We start from the raw sequence: 19,638 nt of genomic DNA on the forward strand, positions 1-19,638 counted from the left end.
CTGCAGTGCTCAACGTCTAAATTGCACGCCTTGAGGAGATTTGATGCGATAACCGACTGATATAACCACGTCTAAGTCATAAAAAGTCACCGGACGGTCTGAATTTGCAATATGCTTATGCTGTCTTAAATACAGCTTACTATCACCATCCCTATAAATATCACTTATAACGGCGTCTGACGAAAAAATTTCACCATAATCTCATAAATATCCGGATAAGCATCAACTAGCTTTTGTGGGGTCTCAAAAAACACTTCACTGAGAACGGCAAAAAATTCTGCAGGATTGGTTGCGCCATACCGATCAAGCCCTGACTTGCGATGTGTTTGAAAATCTTCAAAATCGCGACTCATAATCTGAGTCCAGTTTGCAGGATCCATATCAGGTTGCATCGGTGGAAAACCATTGGCGCGGCCGTTCATCATATCGAGCTTATGTACAAATTCATGAATGACAACGTTGTGTCCGTCACGTTCGCCTGAGTACTTAGCGTCCTTCCATGAGAGAATGACAGGCCCTCGCAGCCATGCTTCTCCGCTACGGTGCTGAGTGCCCTCATGGACGATACCAAACTCATCCACCGTGGTGCTAGCACTCTTGTACGAGCCAGGATAAATGATGATGGATGACCAACCAGCATACCAATCAAGGCCTAAGTTTAAGATCGGCAAACATGCTTGCAGTGCAATCGACTGTCTGACAGCATTCGTAATTTCAAAGCCTTGTGCGCCTGTGATGGACTTATCAGCCAAAAACAATGTCGCGAGCTCGAATAAATGCATCATCTCGTTAACACTTAATCTGTCGAGTATCACGATACGCTCAGCCGCTTGTATCCAATCGGCATGGGTAAACTCGCTATTATCTAGTATGCGCTGCTCACGCCAATCTTTTATGATGCCAAACATATACGCCACCCCTATTCTTTTAATATTTCACATACATTGGCATTACTGAATCTGAAGATTATATCGGTAATCAACAATATGCCCTTATAAGTAATATATTGACATGTATAAGCAAAAAACGCTGCTCATAAATGAATTATTGAGCAGCGCAGTCTGACATTCATACATTAAGCTTTAAAATTGATATTGCAAGCCTAGTTGTACTGAGCTGTCTTTATCATCACGTGCAAAGGTGGTATCGCCATTCAGATACGCATAAACGTTCTTATGAACTTTGTTACTCACACTCAGCTCAAAACGTCCATAGTCGTCATCTTTATCTGTTTGGGTGATGCTAACCTCTCTTGTTTGATCATCAGCTAAAGACGTTGTCGATAAACTGTCTGTTAAACCATCGTCGATAACATGCACGTAAGCGATTTTTCCTTGAAGTTTGGCAGGCGTGCCCATCAAATCAAAACCATACTGCAACTGGTAACCAAGCTCTGAATCCCATGCCTCTCTAGACGTGCTATCAACCTTTAGTGCAGTGCGAGAGTTTGCATTGCCACTGGTATAACCATCTATGTCTGTATCACTGTAATTCAGACCCAAAAAGGCACCATGCGCGACGTTTTTCTTGATAAGAAAATTGTAGCCAAGCTCATTGTATGCGCTAAACACATCGGCATCCGCATCACCACGTTCGCTATTGTTGATAATATTGATACCATCATTGCCATCCAGTTTTACCGTTCTATTAACGTCCAAATCATGTTTAGATAAGCTCAGAGATGTGGTGTTCCACCAAGCCGTGTCTTTACCGCCCAGTAACGAATAGGCTTGAATGCCATAGCTCGTATCTTTTTTAATGCCGTTTTCTACGGTGTTATTGTTTTGATTGGCGGCTTGCACACCTGCGCCAACACGCCAGCTCGGCAGTACAGTATATTCGCCATACAGACCAATATTGGCGCGAGTGCCCTCTTGTACCTCATTAGCATCCACGTAGCTTTGGGAGCCATCTACCCAAACCTGAGTACGCGACTCAGAATCCAAAGGCTCCGCATCATCGAGAGTATGCAATGCCAAAGCATTGGCGCGCTCAAGCACCGCTGAGTGCGAGTCGGTAGCATTGTCTTGTAAAGCTAAGCCCATCGTATTTTGCAGATTAATAGCGCTCTTGGTTGAGGCGATGATATCAGCATTGGTTTGTTCAACAATCAATCTGCTGATGATACGAGAGTAGTCACGCATTCTTTGCGCTATGCGCTCTTCACCAAAGGCCGCAGTAAGCACTTCTTCGTTATCTAATGCAGGGTTATGCCACGTATAGCCACCTGGAATATCCGGGTTTTCAGTTTGTGTGTAACCATCATAATCAGGCCCAAGGCCCCAGTTAGTTGCCTCAAATCCGACGACCTGCATGACACTATCAAAAGATTCCTGATCGCTGCAGCAGCCAACGCCATAAGGCTCGTATGGCTCTGTCTCACCTGGTGCAATAATGGCTGTATTGACTTCTAGTGTAATACCAAGCTCTTTTGCGATGCGCAGTGCGTTTTCACGCAAACTTACATTGGCAGCCACTTCATTACCGTCATTGTCATAAGCGTTTCGCCCTGCGTTGGCGTACATTTTGTCGCCTGTAATCAGACTGTCTAGGTTAATCATGCCCAACGCTGTTGATTTTTCTGCGTCCGTTAGTTGATCAACAAACGCCTTTGAACCATTGAGACCGCCCTCCTCTGCACCAAATGCCACGAACTGAATGTCATGCTCTGTCTCAATGCCAGTCAGGTTTTTTGTCAACTCAGTTAAGACGCCGGATCCAGAAGCATTATCGTCCAATGCTTCTAGATTTGCATAGTTTGGATAGGCTACTGCAGAATCATAATGTGCACCGACAAATAGCGTTCTGTTGGTATCAGCACTGCCTTTTTGGGTCACGACAACGTTATTACTCGTTAATGTTTGACCTCTGAATAAACCACGAGGCGCTACGAAATCAAAAGTTTGACGATTGACCTGGTTGTTACTGCCATCGATGGTCATACGCTGCTGCATATAATCAGCAGCTTGGACTTCTTTATCGGAACCTGTATAACGACCAGCATAGTCACGGGCAAGCGTCAGCGCCGTTTCTGTACCATAATCTCCATACTTGGCCTCTGCAAATACTTGCGAGCTTGTAAGCAGTGTCAGCGCCGCAACCACTGAAATCTTAAGCGGTGATAAATTAGTATCCAAACTGCTTCTCCTTGGTTAAAAAACGGTAATCAACAGTGAAAAATAACCTAAAATAATGCTGTTTACAAGATAAAAGACATATGTCTATTTATTTACTTTTTAAGCAGAATGGTGGCTCATCAAAACGCTATGTACCTATGTAGTTGCTTATCCGTGATCAGTACTTACGAATCGCTGTTTAATATTCATTGTCACCTTCATACTGCTGATTTATTGGGTCGTTTAGGAAGGCTTTATTGATGCTTAGCTTTAGTTAGGTCAATGGCATCCAACTGTACTCCAACCACACGAAGTGCCATCGTCTTCCAATCTAGCTCCAGTTCATCGGCGAACACTACATGGTGACTAATACTGACGTACCCATGCACGATTGCCCAGATATCTAACGCTATTTGCCGACGTTCCGTCATGCTAGCATCTTCTGATAAATAAGAACCTGCCACCCGAACCAACTTCGAAAACGCACTATCTCTTGCTGCAATGGCCTCGATTGAGGGCTGATATCCTGCATCAGATTCCCCAAAAATCAGCCGATAGTGCGCCTCATATTTCTCGCCCACATTGAGATACCCTAGGCACGCCTCTAGCACTTGCTCTTTGTTTGCTCTACCCTCTGGAATGACATCCATGGCTTCACGAACGAGATTAAACCCTTCTATGTACAGCGCATCTAGTATGCCTTGCTTACCTTGGAAGTGACTGTATATACCGATGGTGGACAGTCCTGCCCGCTTGGATATGGCGCGTACACTCAAGGCTTCCCCACCCCCTTCTAAGAAAAGCTCAGATGCAGCGTTTAGTATTTTGGTTCTGGCATCCATTAGATTCTCACTATGTCTTGACAATTATAACAGTGTTATTCTGGTATATAACACTGTTATGCACAAACAATTATGAATTGATTGTGTTGATAGAAGCTCAACTTAGAGTAAGGACACTATGAGTATTCAACAGCTAGAAACGGATTATCTAATCATTGGTAGTGGCGCGGTGGGCATGGCTTTTGCCGATGTGCTGCTCACAGAAACAGATGCTAATATTATTATCGTCGATAAACATCATAAGCCAGGCGGTCATTGGAACGATGCCTATTCGTTTGTCACCTTACATCAGCCGTCGTCTTTTTATGGCGTTAGCTCACGTGAGCTTTGCGGCGGTATGATTGATAAAATTGGTTTAAATAAAGGCTTGTCCGAGCTGGCGTCAGGCGCAGAAGTCATGGCGTACTTTGATAAAGTCATGAAGCACACGTTTTTACCAAGTGGCCGCGTGAAATACTTCCCGATGTGTGAGTACAAAGGCGACGGCAAGTTTTCATCGTTGCTGTCTGATACTAGCTATGAGGTTAAGGTCAATAAGAAAATCATTGACGGTACTTACTTCAAAACCTCAGTACCAGCGACCCATACCCCAAACTTTGAGATTGCTGATGGTGTTAAGTTTGGCCCATTAAATGATTTGCCGAGTCTAACCAAACCTCGTGACGGTTACGTGATTATCGGCGGCGGAAAAACAGGTATTGATGCGGTTTTATGGCTACTAGAGAATCAAATTGATCCAGACTATATTACATGGATTATGCCAAGAGATGCTTGGCTGATCGATCGTAAAAATACCCAACCCTCTCGTGATTTTTTCACCCATACTATTGGAGCACAGGCTACTCAGGCAGAAGCGATTGCTGAGGCAGAAAACATCGAAAACCTGTTTGATCGTTTAGAAAAAGGCGGCGTATTAATGCGTATTGATCCAAATGTACGCCCGCAAATGTTCCATGGCGCTACCATTAGCAGTGAAGAGCTCAAGCAGTTACGCCGTGTTAAAAACATTGTACGTAAAGGTCGCGTGACCCGCTTAGATACTGACAAGATTTATTTTGGTGAGGACAGCATTTCTACCACCCCCAACACCATGCATATCGACTGCTCTGCACGGGCAGTACCAGTGACAGAGACGTACGATGTATTCAAAGGTGATACCGTGGTGGTGCAAACCGTACGTACCTATCAACCTGTATTTAGTGCCGCATTTATCGCCCACATTGAAGCCAGTTATGATGATGAAACTATCAAAAACGAGTTGTGCCAAGTGGTGCCAATTCCAAATCATGATACGGACTTTTTGGTTGGCCTGGTTAAACAAATGCAGAATCAGATGCGTTGGTCAAAGGAGCCTGTGCTACGTGAATGGATGATCAACAATCGCTTAGATGGCTTCACCAAATTGGTACGAGCCAGCGAAGACATGCCACCTGAAGAGCTTGCTATTCTTAAGCTTCTAAAAGAAGCAGGACCAAAAGCCGCTGCAAACATGCCCAAACTCATGGGTGAAATCATGCAGATTACGGCAGGGCGTCAAGCCAAAACTGCTAATGCTTAATTCGATAACTATAAAATAAAAAAGGAAATAACCATGCAAGAATTTCAGACCAATAAAGCAAACCTAACTCAAGCTCGCCTGCAAGAGACGCCTGCACATACCCTAGGCAATGGCGAAGTACGTGTCAAAGTCGACCGCTTTGCCTTTACCGCCAACAACATTACTTATGCAGTCATGGGTGACCAATTACGCTATTGGCAGTTTTTTCCGCCAAATGGTGACGAGCCTGAAAAATGGGGTATTATTCCAGTATGGGGTTTTGGCGATGTTGTTGAGTCCAATAGTGATGCACTACCTATCGGTGAGCGCTTATTCGGTTACTTCCCGCCCGCCAATGAGTTAATCATAACACCCAAGCGAGTCACCCAAACCAGTTTACTTGATGATAGTGTCCATCGTGCCGAGCTACCACCCGGTTATAACCTATATCAGCGTGTCAATCATGAACCTGGTTATGACCGTGCCAATGACGATCAGCGCATGCTGTTGTTCGTATTGCATTTGACCTCATTTTGCTTACATGATCTATTGAAGAGTAATGACTGGTTTGGTGCAGAGCAAGTGGTGATTATCAGTGCCTCTAGTAAGACCAGTACTGGCTTAGCATACGGCTTGGTTGATGATAAAGACGCACCGCACGTTATTGGCCTCACATCAAACCGTCATATAGATTTTGTTAAGTCAATTGACGCTTATAACAGTGTGCTTAGCTATGACACGCTTGAGCAGATTGACGCCAGCAAACCAACGGTCATTGTCGATATGTCGGCCAATACTGACGTGCTTAGTCGTCTACATAGGCACTTAGGCGATAACATGCGTTACACCAGCAATGTTGGCCTCACGCACTGGGACGAACCACGTCATACCGAAGGTATCATTCAAGCACGTAGCCAGCAGTTTTTTGCGCCCAGTCATGTACAGCAACGTATGAAAGAATGGGGCCCTGAAGAGTTCAATAAACGCTCTATGCACTACATCATGAATAGCACTGCAAAAACTAGTGCGTGGTTAAAGATTCAGGAGCTTGATGGAGTCAGTGACTTACTAGAGGTTTATAAAGATATCTGCGAAGGTAAGATAGCCGCTGACGAAGGTTTGGTAGTCGTCATGGGTGACAATGAAAGAAACTAGGCTATAAAAGTCTGACTATAAAATTTATCGACTATTTGTCATTAACAAAATAAAAATTAAAAAGCAGAGAGCCTATTCAGTAAGCTCTCTGCTTTTTTTGTACGTTATACACTGACTACAGACAGACACCTTACTCATAACTTTTAAACTTAAAAACTGTAGTTTACATTGCGGTCTAGCGTACCCACCCTTCGTCTTTTAGATAATCATGCAACCCTTCAGCGAACTGTCTATAGCCTGCAGCATTGGCATGAATTTTATCAGACTTTAGAGCCTCATCTGATAGTACAGTGGACCAACCATCAGAATACAGAGGTATGCCTTCAGCTTCCGCAATATCTTCATACAATGGATTATCACTTGCCTTTCCAAATAATGCACTGGTACTAAGATGCGGCTCAGCGATTAGGACAACATCAATATTGTTGGATTGTAAGGTGTCTATAGTCGCGATGATATTAGCCCGCGTCGTATCAGGCGCAATGCGCTGCAATACATCATTACCTCCCACACCCAGTAAAACCAAATCAGGGTTTTGCTTAGTGATCTCATTCACTCGAGTAAGCACATCTGCAGAAGTATCACCATTGACGCCTGCATTAACGACGTTCCATTTGCTTAGCTCTGCTAGCACCGTAGGATACGCTGTTTCATCATTTGCGCCGTAACCATAGGTTAGAGAGTCGCCAAGTGCGACCACAGTACTACCAGCGGGTAAGGCCGTCTGTGTCGGCTCGCTACCACAGCCAGTCACACTGATAGTTGCTGACAACCCTATACCTGCCAGCATGAAGAACCTTCCACGTAGCTTCACGTCTTCTCTCCTCCTGTTTCTATTGAGTTAAACTTATTGGAATTAGGTTCAAGTTTTTAAAAATCTATTATTTAACTCTTGTTGTATATTGCTCAGTAACCGTTGTATAGTCCATACAGGAGATAGACTACCTGTTGGGCGCAGTACAAGTGCTACTCTACTTAGCATAGACAGTGTATTCATCATAAAGTATAACTTTACCAAGGATACGTGAGGTATTTATGAATAAAACAGCATCTCAAAGTCAGTCTAAGGATGGAAACCCAGACAAAGAAAAAACTGCAAATCAAAATCAGAGTCAATCCATCAAAGTGCCCAATGACAATACTAAAAGTCCCGCGTCCACACCGACCGAAGATACCTTAACAAAAGACACTTCAGAAAAACCTGAGCAAAAATCACAAAGTTTCGATGAATTGCAGATCAGTAAGGGTAAGTATCGCCCAGTGGCACAAGCTGTTGGCCATTGGCTTGATAACATCAACATGGATGCCCTCAATTATCTAAACGAACAAGCAGAAAATATCTTTTACCGTAAAGGCGTCACCTTTACCGTCTATAGCGATGCCAAAAACATCGAGCGTATGATTCCGTTTGATATCATTCCACGCATTATTGCAGCGAGCGAATGGAAACAAATAGAAGCAGGCTGTAAACAGCGTATCACCGCTCTCAATGCATTCTTACATGATATCTACCATGACCAAGCCATCATGAAAGCGGATATTGTCCCTGCCAGCTACGTCTATGCCAGTGGCTGCTATGAGCCGTGGATGATGGGTATTGAGCTCGACAAACCTATCTATTCGCATATTAGCGGTATTGATTTGATTCGAGACGAGACAGGTAGGTTTTGTGTGTTAGAGGATAACTTGCGTACCCCATCAGGCGTCTCATATATGCTTGAGAGTCGCAATATATCAGAAACGCTCTTGGCTGATATATTTACTGAAACGCCTATTATGGGTATTAGTGATTACCCTAGCCGTCTTAAAGCCTGTCTAGCCAGCTCAACATCCAAATATGATCCACAAGTCGTCATTCTAACGCCAGGTCGTTTTAACAGTGCCTATTATGAGCATGCTTTCTTAGCGCATGAGATGAATGTACCACTTGTCCATGGTTATGATTTGGTCGTTGAGGACAGCAAAGTCTATATGCAAGGCATTCGCGGCAAGGTACAAGTCGATGTGATCTACCGCCGCATTGATGATCCCTATATTGACCCGTTAGCCTTTAAATCTGACTCCATATTGGGTGTATCAGGGCTAATGAGTGCTTATCGCGCTGGCAACGTGGTAATTGTTAACGCCCCAGGTACGGGTGTGGCCGATGATAAGAGTTTATATCCTTTTGTGCCAGATATGATCAAATTCTACTTAAATGAAGAGCCTATCCTACCTAATATCGAGACATACCAGTGCCGTAAGCCCGACGATCTCAAATATGTACTCGATAATCTAGACAAGCTGGTGGTAAAAGAAACGCAGGGCTCAGGCGGCTACGGGATGCTTATTGGTCCAACATCAACCAAAAAAGAAGTCGAAGAATATCGCCTGCGTCTGCTTGAAAACCCAGCCGGCTTTATTGCCCAGCCGACTATCTCACTATCTACCAACCCTACTGCCGTAAGCGACGGTATCGCACCGCGTCATATTGACCTGCGCCCCTTTATCCTCAGTCATGGTGATGGCACAGTAGATATTGTACCCGGTGGTCTGACACGAGTGGCCATGGTTGAAGGCTCTTTGGTCGTCAATTCATCACAAGGCGGCGGCATCAAAGACACTTGGATTATTGATGACAGTGATTTAGACAGCCAGCAAACCGACAAGTGCTCGCCTTTATCATCAATAGGTGTCAATGCTTCAGGGCACGCAAACTACTATGATCGCGTCCAACCCTTAGAAACAGGTTACGAGAGTTTAGATGATGCGCCCATGATACTGCTACTCTCTACCGCCAGTCACTTAATATGGCTAGGCCGATATAGTGAGCGTCTGTATTACTACGACGATGTTATGAAACAACTCATCAAAGGCGATCTTAAAAAATCACAGATTAGGCATTTAATCAGTCACTTAGGGTTTGCCGTTGATGGTGAAGTGTCACTGACCACCATGAAGGCACAAATGATGGCTGATTTGGAACAAAACATCATACCCAATATCGTGCAATCGATTGAGGATAATGTCCAAGAGGCCAAAGGTGTTATTGGTAAAGATACTGCTGAATTATACAACTTGATCAAGCGTTTATCGAGTGCTGGCACGTATCGAGCGGCGACTTTGCAGCTACACGCGTGTAACGCTGCGATGAAACAAGAAAATCCGACAGTGACTTGTTTTTGGCAATTAGGGCGTCACTTTGAGCAGCTTGAGCGTGCCGTCTTGTTGGGAGAGGATTCAACAGAGATCAGTTTTGAATTCAGACATTGGATTAATGAATTGCCGGAAAATACGCGCTGGCGTGAACTTATCCGCTTGACCAATCAGATGATTAGGTCAAAGAAATTTAGTGATTTTGCGCTGATTAGCAAGGAATTCAATCTCATATTGCGTCAAGGTGTATAGAAGGTGTCTAGCCAAAAACCAATAACAACAGCTTATGAGACATATGGAATAAACAGAAAATAGAAAGACGCTATAAGGAAAATGCCATGAAACTTCAAATCAGTCATCAAACCAACTATTATTACGATGAGCTGGCGCAGCGCAGTGTACAGTATATACGCATGACCCCCATGCAAATGCCGCACCAAACCATTCATAAATGGGATGTCATGCTCCCTAAAGTGGCGACCAATCAAAAGGACGGCTTTGGTAATGCATGGCTCACGCTCAGTCGTAACGAAGCACATAACAACTTACAAATGCAGGCGTCGGGTATTGTTGAGATCAATACCGAAACCGAACGACTAGAAGATATGGATCATGTCCCCTACCTATTATTTACCGTACAAACCCCGTTGACCAAATGCTCACAAGAGATGCGAGAATTTGCAGCGCCATATCTAAAAACCCCTACTCATGACAGCTTAAAGGCAATGGCAAATGCCCTTATTGTGAAAATGCCTTTTGTTAAAGACGTCACGCATGTGGGCACGACCGCTGCTGAGGCGTTTGCGACAAGTGCTGGGGTGTGCCAAGACCATACGCATGTATTTTTAAGTATATTGCGCGATCAACAGATTCCAGCGCGTTATGTGTCTGGTTATCTATATGACGACACCGAAAATCACATGGCCAGTCACGCATGGGCTGAGGTTTGGTTAGATGGTTACTGGTATACTTTTGATATCTCAAATCAGGCATTTACTCCAAGCTCACATGTGTATGTGGCTATTGGGCGAGATTATCTAGATACCGCGCCTGTTCGCGGCGTGCGTATGGGCGGCGGTTACGAAAATCTTTACAGTTTGGTATTAGTCAAAAAGCTATCATAGCGTTTGCTATTTTTTATTACGTTTATTCATCAAGGGTATCTTATGACTTATTGTGCTGCCATTCGTCTAAAAGACGGTATGGTCTTTGCCAGTGACACGCGCACGAATGCCGGTGTTGATCACATATCGACATTCAGAAAGTTGTATCAATACGGTGTTGAGGGCGAGCGCTTTATGGTGTTACAGACAGCTGGCAGCTTAGCGACATCGCAGGCAGTGTTCAATAAACTACAAAGCGACATTGACCAGCGTGCTGAGAGTAACCTTAATACAGTAGCGACGTTGTTTGATGCCGCGCAAATGGTTGGTGAATGTATGCGTGATGTTATGAACCATGCAAAAGCAGTCGCTAACTCTACTCGCGATGGTGCATTTACCAGCTCGTTTATGCTTGGTGGTCAAATAAAAGAACAGCCACCTGAGCTATACCTGATTTATCCTGAAGGCAATTGCATCAAAGCCACTGAAGATACGCCCTTCTTTCAGTTAGGTGAAAGCAAATATGGCAAACCTATTTTGGATCGTTCTGTCAGCTACAACACGGATGTAAGGCACGCGGCACGTGCGTTGATGCTGTCATTTGATTCCACGATTCACTCAAACCTATCAGTCGGTATGCCGATAGATTTTGTACTTTATAACAATGACAGCCTAGCTCTGCCAAACGGCCGACGTATTGATGAGCGTGATGAATATTTTAATACCATCCGTCATCAATGGTCAGATGCGTTACGTCGCACGTTAGTTGAATTGCCTAAATGTCCTGATGGTTATTGGGGATAGTCCTTCCACCTTCGAACCCAATTTGAAGACTTGTCGTCACTTCAATAAAATCATACCGATAAGAAAGGTGCAGTACGGCTGTCTTTTGATTGGGCAACGTCATATGGCGTACCTTGTGCGACAATCATCCCGCCCGCATCCCCTGCCCCTGGCCCAATATCAATGATCCAGTCGCTATTGCTTGCCACCTGCATATCATGTTCAACCATGATGACAGTATTGCCCGCGTCGACAAGACCGTTCAGCTGCGTCATCAGCATAGACACGTCAGCAGGGTGTAGGCCAGTGGTTGGCTCATCCAATATGTATAGCGTGTCGCCTCGCTGCGTGCGTTGCAGCTCGGTAGCAAGTTTAATACGCTGTGCTTCGCCGCCTGATAATTCGGTGGCAGGCTGACCCAGACGTAAGTAACCAAGTCCAACTTGTAGCAATGCCTCTAATGCACGCAAAATAGGTGCTTCATCAACAAAAAACTCATAAGCCGCTTCAACCGTTAAGTTCAATACTTCAGCGATGTTTTTGTCTCGATAAGTGATTGCTAGTGTTTCCTCATCATAACGTTGACCATGACAAACCTGACAAGGTGCATAGACGCTTGGTAAGAATAATAATTCAACACTGACAAACCCTAAACCTTCGCAATTTGGGCAGCGGCCTTTAGTCGTATTAAATGAGAACCTGCCAGCATCATAGCCTTGCGCTTTTGCTTGCTTGGTCGCTGCAAACAGCTTGCGTACATCGTCAAACAAGCCCGTATAGGTTGCCAAGTTAGATCGCGGTGTACGACCAATTGCTTTTTGATTTATATTAATGAGACGACGGACGTGCTCCATGCCAGCGACGATCTCACCGCCAGTTACTGACTCAAGCTCCTGCTCAAGTAAATCTGCTTCACCAACAGGCGCTTCTGTAACTGTCTTCTGCCCCAACGCTTCACTGACAAGCTCTACCAATGCTTGGCTGACGAGACTTGATTTGCCTGAGCCTGAGACCCCTGTGACGCTGGTCATCACCCCAAGCGGAAACTCAACATCTAATCCTGTAATATTATTTCGCTCAATGTTGGCAAGCTTAAGCCAGGCTGCCGGCTGCCTTGTGTTAGATTTTGACTGTGCGTTAGACGTAGCATTGGCAAATAGATATTGACCAGTATGCGACTGCGTAACTTTACGAAGTCCATCTACAGGGCCACTATAGACAATCTCGCCACCATGCGTGCCTGCCTTTGGCCCGACATCGACTACCCAGTCGGCATGTCTGATGACACTCACATCATGCTCAACGACAAACACCGAATTACCAGTGGTAATCAGCTCATCCAACGCACCTAGCAATGCTTGAGTATCAGCAGGATGAAGACCTGCCGATGGCTCATCAAGGACATATACCACGCCAAACAACTGCGAGCGAATCTGGGTTGCCAGCCGTAGTCGCTGTAGCTCACCAGGAGAGAGAGTCGGTGTGGTACGCTCAAGCGAGAGATAGCCTAACCCTAACCTTGTCAGCGCTTCAACACGAGAGAGAATATCACTGGCGATACGCTGGGCGACGATGGCTTTTTCGCGGTTTGGTGTGTTATCGCCTACCTTAGTACGAGCGGTTGCTTCTAATTTTTCCGCCATTTCAGTCAGTGTTAACTGTGATAGCTCACCGATATCGAGTCCTGCAAACTTAACCGATAGCGATTCTTTCTTTAGTTTCTTGCCATGACATTCAGGGCACTCAGATATCTGCATAAACTGCGAGACGCGTTTTTTGGTACGCGGGCTCTGAGTGGTAGCAAAAGAGTGCAAAATGAAGTTTTTGGCACTGGTAAAAGTACCCATATAGTTTGGCTTTTCGCCCTTCTCAATCGCATCGCGTGTTTGTTCGATGTTGTATTCAGGATAGACAGGTACCGTCGGTGTATCATCTGTAAACAAAATCCAATCACGTGTTTTTTTCGGCAGTGTGTGCCATGGTTTATCGATATCATAGCCTAATGTGGTCAATATACGACTGAGGTTTTGTCCTTGCCACGCTGGTGGCCAAGCCGCAATTGCCCGCTCGCGTATACTCTTAGTGTTATCTGGCACCAACAGCTCTTCAGTGACCTCAAATACGCGGCCGATACCTGAGCAAGTCGGACAAGCGCCATCTGGCGTATTGGGAGAGAATGCATCGGCATATAGTATTCCTTGACCCGCCGGATACTCTCCTGCGCGTGAGTAGAGCATACGCAGACCATTGGATATCGTCGTTACACTACCCACAGATGAGCGCACTGAAGGCGTACCCCGCTTCTGCTGCAAAGCAACGGCTGGTGGCAACCCCTCTATAGAATCAACATCTGGCTCATCGACCTGATCAATGAGCCGTCTTGCATAAGGGGATACCGAATCAAGATAGCGGCGTTGTGACTCGGCAAACAACGTACCAAATGCTAATGACGACTTTCCTGAGCCTGAGATACCGGTAAAGACCACCAAAGCATTGCGAGGTAAATCAACATCAACGTTCTTCAAATTGTGTACACGCGCGCCTCTGACCTGAATATTGTCTTGATCAGGGTTATAAAGGGCATTTTTTACTGTGTTTGTTTTACTTGTTTTTTCTTCTAATTTTTTTGGGTTCGCCATAGCGTTATTGTTCCTATGAATCGTTGTTTATTCCTAATTAGCAGAAAGGTTAACACGTACTTATGCAAGGCTGTGGCTAGGCTTACGTATCAATAGCATAGATAGACAAAACGATAACTCAAGTCATCCAATCATTAATAATAAAAAACCCGCATCAAGGCGGGTTTTGTTTAGCAAGAACTGAAAATTTAGACATTAAGACACAACCAAGCGCATCAATTGGGTGCTGATATAACCACCAAATGTCCCTACTGCGTAACCTAAAATACCCAAGAACACGCCAACAGGCGCTAGCGATGGATGAAAAGCTGTGGCGACAATCGGTGCAGAAGAAGCACCGCCCGTATTGGCATTAGAGCCAACTGCCAAAAAGAAGAACGGTGCTCGAATGATTCTAGCAACGGCAAATATGATAACGACATGGATGCTCATCCATAGTAAACCGATAAGCAATAGTCGCCACTGTGAGACGATTCCAGCCAGATTGATTTGCATACCAATCGCGGCGATTAATACAAAGATAAATACCGTGCCGATTTTTGATGCGCCAACATGATCTAACCTACGTATCTTAGTAAACGAAAATATAACACCTATTACCGTAATAATTACCACCATCCAAAAGAACGAGCTGGCAAAGCTATATTGAACGGCCCAACTATAAGGGGCAAAGAAATCTGCAATCTGGCCACCGACAAAGTGCGCCACTCCGACCATCGCAAAGCATAAGCCAAACATCACCATCAAATCATTGATAGTGGCTGGGCGGGCATGATCACGCTCATAGCTCTCGACTGCTTTGACGACTTTATCAATACTACTCGTATCAGCTCGCAAAAAGCGGTCTATCTTATCGCTATGTTTTGCCATTACTAAGATAGCTAACAGCCACAGCGAGGCATTGGTGGTATCGACCAAAATCATCATACCAAACAAATCATCACTGACCCCAAACAGCTCCTTCATCGCTGCTTGGTTGGCCGCGCCGCCAATCCAACTACCTGCTACAGCAGAAAACCCACGCCATAAAGTATCATCGGTAAACATGGCAGGCGATACCCATTTAGCCACGCCTAAACTGATTGGACCACTGATGACGATGGCGATACTGGCAGCAAAAAACATAGCGATCGCTTTCCAGCCTAAGCCCAGTATTTTAGGCACATCCATGGATAAGGTCATCAATAGCAAACTTGCTGGCAGTAAGTAAGTGGCAGTAAAGCCATATATCTGCGAACCAACACCATCGGCAAACACGCCCAAACTGTTTAAAGTGGCTGGTATAAAGCAGCAAAGCACAATACCAGGTAGTACGGCATAAAACCGACGCCAAAACTTACCCGGCAAGCCTTGGGTATAAAAAACCAGACCAATAATGGCCATGATAATGCCAAAGGCTAATGGCAAATTATCAATTGCTAAATTTGAGGTGGCAGGCATCAAGGCGCTCCAAGAGTTACAACGGGCAAAAGTAAATCAGTATAGACAAGGCAAAAAACTCCTGCAAGCAGCCATCAAATATTAGCTAGGATTTGCCGAGTAGTATTTGACAGGATAAATGGCAAGGTGACGGCTAGACACGTAACGTCATACGCCCGTTATTGAGCAATATAAAACAGGTAAACGCAAAAAAAACCAGATAACAAGTATCTGGCCTTTTTAGTGCTATCTTTAGACGATTAATGAATCAACGATTTTAATCGTCAAATATAGCTGTATTACGAGTTGTTACCACGGTTGCCGCCGTTTGGACGACCTTGGCCACGGCTGTCAGAACGACCAGCTGGACGACCTTGGCTACCGCTTGGACGACCGCGACCAGTTGCAGCGCGCTCACCACGTGGAACGCCATTGCTATCACCGCGGCTTGGGCCACCAGTGCGCTTGCCTTGATACGGCTTGCCACCTGAACGCTCATTCGGTTTGCCTGACGTGTCACGTGGCTTACCTTGATAACCGCTGTCATTGCTAGCGCGTTGACCAGTGTTGCTATCGCTTGAACGACCACGACCTTGACCACCACCGCTAGATTTACCAGCATAGCCACCGCCTGAACGACCACGGCCTTGACCGCCACCGCCGTTAGAACGACCACGACCACGGCCACGACCATTACCTTTGTTTTCGCTAGGTACGTAAGTTTTCTTAGGCTCCATACCTTCGATAACACATACTTCCATTTTGCGATCTAAATAACGGTTGATAGCGTTAAGCTGTGGACGATCATCCATGCTACATAGGCTGATAGCAACACCAGTACGACCAGCACGACCACAACGACCGATACGATGGACGTAATCTTCAGTCTGACGCGGCAAGTCATAGTTGATAACGTGCGAGATAGCTGGGATATCTAGACCACGAGCAGCAACGTCAGTCGCTACTAGGATTTTTACTTTACCATTACGCAAGTCTTGAACGATACGGTTACGCTTGCTCTGTGGCAAATCACCATGTAGGAAGCTTGCTTTATGGCCCGCTTCTTGTAGCTGCTTAGCCAGTTTTTCAGTGCTACGTTTGGTAGCAGCAAAGATAATGATCTGTTCCATATCTTGCTGGCAAACGATTTTGTCAAGTAAACGGTTTTTGTGATCAAAATCATCACAGTAGTACACTTTTTCTTCGATGTGTGCAGATTCTACTTTGATTGATACGCGCTCAGGGTTCTTAGTGAAGCTAGCAGCGATTTTACCTACTGGGCCATCCCAAGTTGCTGAACACATGATCGTTTGACGATCGATTGGCGCTGCACGAAGAATATCACTGATATCATCAGCAAAACCCATGTCTAGCATACGGTCCGCTTCGTCAAGTACCAATACTTCTAGGTTTGACAAATCAACGCGACCTGCATTGATATGGTCAAGTAGACGACCAGGAGTTGCAACGATTACTTGAACGCCCTTTTTCAAAGCAGTGATCTGACCGTTGTATGGTGCGCCGCCAACTAATGGCACACAAAATAGACCGCGCATGTCTTTAGAATAAGTGCGAACGCTGTCATGTACTTGCTGAGCAAGTTCACGCGTTGGCGTTAGGATAAGTGCTTTGGTTAGTTTGTCAAAGCTAGTGGCACGGCTCAAACGATCAAGTACAGGGATAACGAAAGCCGCTGTTTTACCACTACCCGTTTGCGCTGACAATAAAAGGTCACGACCTGCTAGAGCAAAAGGAATAGCTTGTTCTTGAATAGGTGTTGGATTGGTATAGCCACTGCGATCAAGCGCAGTAAGAATTGGCTTAGCAATGCCAAGATCAGTAAAAGTGATTTTGTTTTCTTCAGTGGCGTCAGTAGCAGCCGCTTGAGTATTGTTATCAGTATTTGGAGTGTCAGTGCTTTCGATGATGCCGTTTTCAGCGGCGATTGCAGATAAGATGTCAGTCATAAGAATCCTTGGTAAGTATAAGTTGCTGTAAATTCAGCAAACTTGATGCATACCACTGATAACCGTTCACCACGCTGCTCTTATTAGCATTACCGAGCAACATAAAATTGTCGATAATTAGAAACCAAGCCAATAGAGCTTAGCGTCTTTATAATAAATGCGTTCGTGCTGTCTGACGTATTTTGGTGGTAGTGCCGAGTGTCTTATCCTTGCTTGATATACGCTCATTATCAATGCTTTGTCCAAAGCAGATAAAGGCAAACAGCAACCAATCTAGACCCTAGTTATAGGCCAGTAGATAAGATATGAGTCAAAAATAACGGATATTTTTAAAGGTTATTTAAGTACACAAAATCATCGGCAACAATTACTTATGGTCATCCTAGACCCAAAATCGCAGGCGATGTTATCAATCTCATAATTCACGAAAGCCTAAGCTAACGTGGCGACGCAGTATAGCACAATAAAAAAATATATGTACCTATTTCTTCAATTACTGAGCAAATAAGCACTGACAGTGTTGATAATAAACAAGTTTAGTTGTTTTATTTAATAACTACAGCAAAATTTAATAGCTAAAGCAAATGAGTTACTCGTTATTTATCTATCGTACTACTTTGACTTCTGTGACATAGGTAGGTAGCTGCCATGCCCCGCCTGCCTCGATTAAGCGGCATAGTCCAGTAGTGCTTTCATGACTTTTTTCAAATGCACGGCCCGTCCATAGCCAATCGGTTTTGCTCATACAATCACCGATGCCGCGCCCTTTTTGTACAGAGGTAAGCTTACCTTTATCGTAGCCAGTAGCATTGGTCGTTACCAACGTTGGCTTATAAGGTTTACTGTCATTGATTACCCAAACCCCTGCTCCAGCGTTATAAGCGCCTGTCCAGCACTCATGCTGTGCCAACAGTTGCGAACCATTTAGACGACTGATACGCCAAGGTGATTTGTCTGAAAGATTGGGACAAACGCTGTCTGCATCTTTCATTGTGCCTTTTACTAACGATGCCAACTGAGAGGATCTCATCACAAACTTTTTATCATTACCATCGTCCGCTTTGGCACTTGGTACGACAAAACGTAGTACTGGCGCGGCTTTAGGAGGTAATATACCGCCACTAGATTTAACAGCATCATCATTTTTAATAAAAGCACTGGATGTACCAACGCGACCTTGGAACTCATCGGCTTTTAGCATGGCAGCACTAGCACCTTTGTCAGAGAGCTGCCAACGTGAGTTGCGCAAGGCCAACGTAATCTTACTAGATTTAGTCAACGCCTCTAACAATGCAGTTACCTGTGCTTGAGTAAGCTCAGCGTTACCTGCAGCGGCTGAATATGGTTTCGTCTCGCCATAATCCTTATCATTAATAAACAACGAGATACGATGACGATTACCGAGCTGCATTAAGGCTTTAGACGAGCTATCCTTTGCCCCGCCAAGCTTTACTTTACCATCCACGCCAGCATTCGCACCTGCACGGCGTACGAGCAATATAGAAACCGGAAACTCGCTGTTATTCTCTGCTTGATAGCCTGCTAGCCGGCACGTACGCGTATTATCACAAGCGACTTGCCAGTCTTGACTGGTAAACTCAGTCGATGTACTGGCCATACTGGTAGTACTGAATAAAGCTGTGCTAAGCGCTGCAAGTACAGGCAGTAATATTTTATTTTTTATCATATAGGTGGGTTGTTCTTTTATTTTTTTAGGTATGTTTTCTGAATAATGCTCTACAGTGAGGTTTTTGGGATTTTTATTAGACTGGGCACTATCTTTATAGCTATTGTCATCATACTTATTATCGTCATAGGTAATGCCTGACCTACTAACACCAGTTAAATCAGCGCCTCTTGATAGCGACATATCATTTATATAATTATTGTCTTTCATAATCATCACCTTTCAGTAGAAGAAGTATAAACACCTGTCTATTGT

General features: G+C 44.7%; 13 protein-coding genes and 1 pseudogene. 5 read left to right on the top strand and 9 right to left on the bottom strand.

Annotated elements, in window-relative coordinates; translation table 11 throughout:
- Window positions 1-9: 9 nt before the first annotated feature.
- The 4 genes from rhuM to CXF60_RS02995 all read right to left on the bottom strand — a co-directional run bounded on the left by rhuM (window position 10) and on the right by CXF60_RS02995 (window position 3,958).
- On the bottom strand, window positions 10-189 hold the full coding sequence (gene rhuM, locus CXF60_RS14710; protein ID WP_102090719.1) for a RhuM family protein: 180 nt from the start codon (window positions 187-189) through the stop codon (window positions 10-12).
- Window positions 165-908, bottom strand: a complete 744-nt coding sequence (locus CXF60_RS02985) for a M90 family metallopeptidase (RefSeq protein ID WP_102090720.1) — start codon at window positions 906-908, stop codon at window positions 165-167. The genes rhuM and CXF60_RS02985 overlap by 25 nt, the downstream gene beginning before the upstream one ends.
- Window positions 909-1,082: 174 nt before the next feature.
- A complete protein-coding gene (locus CXF60_RS02990; RefSeq protein ID WP_102090721.1) occupies window positions 1,083-3,137 on the bottom strand; it encodes an autotransporter domain-containing protein in 2,055 nt (684 codons plus the stop codon).
- Window positions 3,138-3,370: 233 nt separating this feature from the next.
- Complete coding sequence (locus tag CXF60_RS02995; RefSeq protein ID WP_102090722.1) at window positions 3,371-3,958, bottom strand: TetR/AcrR family transcriptional regulator; 588 nt, start codon at window positions 3,956-3,958, stop codon at window positions 3,371-3,373.
- Between the two features lie 118 nt (window positions 3,959-4,076).
- Between CXF60_RS02995 and CXF60_RS03000 the strand changes: the two genes are divergently transcribed.
- Window positions 4,077-5,516: an NAD(P)-binding protein gene (locus tag CXF60_RS03000; protein WP_102090723.1), complete on the top strand. Its 1,440-nt coding sequence runs from the start codon at window positions 4,077-4,079 to the stop codon at window positions 5,514-5,516.
- 33 nt (window positions 5,517-5,549) lie between these two features.
- Window positions 5,550-6,650, top strand: coding sequence for a DUF2855 family protein (locus CXF60_RS03005; protein ID WP_102090724.1), 1,101 nt, complete (start codon window positions 5,550-5,552; stop codon window positions 6,648-6,650).
- 175 nt (window positions 6,651-6,825) lie between these two features.
- Here CXF60_RS03005 and CXF60_RS03010 read toward each other — a convergent pair whose 3' ends face one another.
- Entirely contained in the window at window positions 6,826-7,464 is a 639-nt protein-coding gene (locus CXF60_RS03010; RefSeq protein WP_228707023.1) for a GDSL-type esterase/lipase family protein, read from the bottom strand.
- Window positions 7,465-7,685: 221 nt separating this feature from the next.
- Between CXF60_RS03010 and CXF60_RS03015 the strand changes: the two are divergent.
- The 3 genes and pseudogenes from CXF60_RS03015 to CXF60_RS03025 all read left to right on the top strand — a co-directional run.
- Window positions 7,686-9,269 (top strand): annotated as a pseudogene (locus CXF60_RS03015) (circularly permuted type 2 ATP-grasp protein); the annotation flags it as partial.
- A gap of 854 nt (window positions 9,270-10,123) precedes the next feature.
- A complete protein-coding gene (locus tag CXF60_RS03020) occupies window positions 10,124-10,909 on the top strand; it encodes a transglutaminase family protein (protein WP_102090727.1) in 786 nt (261 codons plus the stop codon).
- A 42-nt stretch (window positions 10,910-10,951) separates the two neighbouring features.
- Complete coding sequence (locus CXF60_RS03025) at window positions 10,952-11,692, top strand: proteasome-type protease (RefSeq protein WP_102090728.1); 741 nt, start codon at window positions 10,952-10,954, stop codon at window positions 11,690-11,692.
- A gap of 50 nt (window positions 11,693-11,742) precedes the next feature.
- Here CXF60_RS03025 and uvrA read toward each other — a convergent pair whose 3' ends face one another.
- The 4 genes from uvrA to CXF60_RS03045 form a co-directional block, all read right to left on the bottom strand.
- Window positions 11,743-14,310 (bottom strand): excinuclease ABC subunit UvrA, encoded by a 2,568-nt coding sequence (gene uvrA, locus CXF60_RS03030; protein WP_102090729.1) that lies wholly within the window; start codon window positions 14,308-14,310, stop codon window positions 11,743-11,745.
- Between the two features lie 195 nt (window positions 14,311-14,505).
- Window positions 14,506-15,750, bottom strand: a complete 1,245-nt coding sequence (locus CXF60_RS03035; protein ID WP_102090730.1) for a DUF819 family protein — start codon at window positions 15,748-15,750, stop codon at window positions 14,506-14,508.
- Between the two features lie 278 nt (window positions 15,751-16,028).
- Window positions 16,029-17,696, bottom strand: a complete 1,668-nt coding sequence (locus CXF60_RS03040; RefSeq protein WP_101205896.1) for a DEAD/DEAH box helicase CsdA — start codon at window positions 17,694-17,696, stop codon at window positions 16,029-16,031.
- Between the two features lie 604 nt (window positions 17,697-18,300).
- Window positions 18,301-19,593, bottom strand: coding sequence for a DUF1176 domain-containing protein (locus CXF60_RS03045; RefSeq protein WP_228707024.1), 1,293 nt, complete (start codon window positions 19,591-19,593; stop codon window positions 18,301-18,303).
- Between the last annotated feature and the right edge of the window lie 45 nt (window positions 19,594-19,638).

Source organism: Psychrobacter sp. 4Bb, from assembly GCF_002836735.1.
Lineage (GTDB): Bacteria > Pseudomonadota > Gammaproteobacteria > Pseudomonadales > Moraxellaceae > Psychrobacter.